Origin of the sequence: Paracraurococcus ruber (assembly GCF_004353985.1) — a bacterium.
GTDB classification, from domain to species: Bacteria; Pseudomonadota; Alphaproteobacteria; order Acetobacterales; family Acetobacteraceae; genus Paracraurococcus; species Paracraurococcus ruber.
In genome coordinates, this window is record NZ_SMOA01000518.1 from 1 (window position 1) to 1,972 (window position 1,972).

Sequence of the window (1,972 nt, forward strand, 5' to 3'; positions counted from 1 at the left end):
CGGGCGCGCGGCCGGCGAGGCGACCTAGCATCCCGCCCGCCGCCGCCATCGACCGGCCGCGCCCGGGCCGGGGCCGGCCGCCGGCCGGGCTGCTTTCCCCTGGACCAGGGCGGCGGCGCGGGGCAGGGTACGCCCGGCCGCATGACAACGCGGCCATGTCCAAGCAAGAATCCCGAAAGATCGGAGGAACCGGGTCATGCAATCCCTTTTCGCGCGCATCCTCGACAACGCCCTGATCCTGGCGGCCCTGCTCTTCGCCGTCGGCGCCGGCCTCGCCAGCCTGCGGCTGGGCGATCCGGCGGTCATCGCCTTCCTCGCCTGCGGCATGCTGCTGATGCTGAAATCCGGCATGGCCCCGGCCGCGGAACCGGCCTCGGCGCCGGGCGCCCTGCCGACCGCCGGCCACGCCTGACGCGGGCCGCCCGGCGACCCGCCGGGCGGGTGCGTCCCGCAGGCTGCGGCCAAGGATTCGGCCCGCGGCGCGGGCGCCGCCGGTGCCCCGGGGCGCCCGCGCCGACAATGCCCGCCGCCGTATCGTTCCCCTGGCGGTTGGCAGCCGGCGGCGCGCCATGGCAGAAGCGGCGAAACCGCCGGTGCCGCATGACCGCCGAGACCCTCTACGAGGACGCGCATCTCCGGGTTGTCCATCGCCGGGGCCGCTCGCCCTTCACCCTCGTCACCTTCGGCGAGGCCGGGCTGCGGCCCGAGCACGGCTACTGGGCCCAGCCGGAGGCGGAGGCGCTCGACCTCGACTGCATCGGCTTCGTCGCCAAGGCGGCGAACTGGTACCCGGCCCTGGCCATGGACCCGGCCCGGGCGGCGATCCAGGGCATCGGCCAGCCGGTCCGCATCGGCTACGGCAATGGCATGGGCGGCCATGCCGTCCTGAAATACGGGCAGCGGCTGCGGCTGGCGCGCGGCCTGGCGGTGTCGCCGCAGGATTCCATCGACCCGGCGGAGCGGCCGGAGGACCCGCGCTTCCACGCGCATTTCCGCCCGGATCTGCATGCCGGCATGGCGGTGGCGGAGGCCGACCTGCCGCCCTGGTGCGTGGTGCTGGGCGACCCGCATGACCCGGCCGAGGCGCCGCATCTCCGCCGCCTGGCGGCGCTGACCGCGGCCGAGTTCCTGCCGTTGCCCTTCCTCGGGCCCTGGGCCACCTGGATGCTCGCCGGCGGGCCGGCGCTGAACGGGGCGCTCCGCTGCGCCCTGGCGGCGGACCTGCCGGGCCTGCGCCGCCTGCTGAAGCGGCAGCGCTGGGACTCCCGCATCTGGTGCACGCGGCTGGGCGGCCAGGCGCTGCGCCAGGGGCGGGACGCGCTGGCCGAGCGGCTGCTGGCCCGCGCCGCGGCGCTCGGCACCGAGGATGCCGGGCTTCGCCAGGCGCGGGCGGAGGCGCATTTCGCCCGGGCCGCCCGGCTGCGCGCCGCCGGCCGGATGGAGGCGGCGGCGGCGGCGATCCGCCGCGGGATCGAGTCCGGCCCGCAGACCGCCGCCGCGCTGGAAACCGCCGGCCAGCTGCTGCTGCGGGAGGGCGAGGCGGCCGCCGCCGCCGGACGGTTCCGCGCCGCCCTGGCGCTGGAGGAGGCCCGCGCCGCGGCGCATGGCGGGCTGAGCCATGCGCTCGCCACCCTGGGCGAGGAAGCCGGCGCGCTGCGCCATGCCGCGCGGGCCGCCGCCCTGGCGCCGGGCAATGCGCATCTGCAGGCCTGGCACGCGCATCTGCTGCTGCTCTGGGGCGACCCGGCCGAGGCGGCGGCGCGCTACGCCATGGCGGTGGAGATCGAGCCGCGGCAGGCCCAGGCCCAGGCCGGGCTGGTCGATGCGCTGGAGCGCTGCGGCCGGCTGCAGGAGGCGCTGGAGGCCGGCCGCCGCGCCGCCGCGCTGCTGCCGGAGGATGCCGGCCTGCGCGGGCGGGTGGAGCGGCTGGCCGCCGCGCGCGACGCGGTGGCGGGGCTGGCACGGCTGCGCC

The 1,972-nt window shown here is 78.3% G+C and carries 1 protein-coding gene and 1 pseudogene; both read left to right on the forward strand.

Features of this window, described 5'->3' with window-relative positions:
• The first annotated feature begins 196 nt into the window (after positions 1-196).
• Positions 197-412, forward strand: a complete 216-nt coding sequence (locus tag E2C05_RS31370; RefSeq protein WP_133223521.1) for a hypothetical protein — start codon at positions 197-199, stop codon at positions 410-412.
• A gap of 188 nt (positions 413-600) precedes the next feature.
• Positions 601-1,972, forward strand: a pseudogene (locus E2C05_RS31375) (hypothetical protein); the annotation flags it as partial.

What these genes read in the sequence shown, in the direction of transcription:
- E2C05_RS31370 (WP_133223521.1), top strand. Translation starts at nt 197, where the DNA reads ATGCAATCCCTTTTCGCGCGCATCCTCGACAACGCCCTGATCCTGGCG.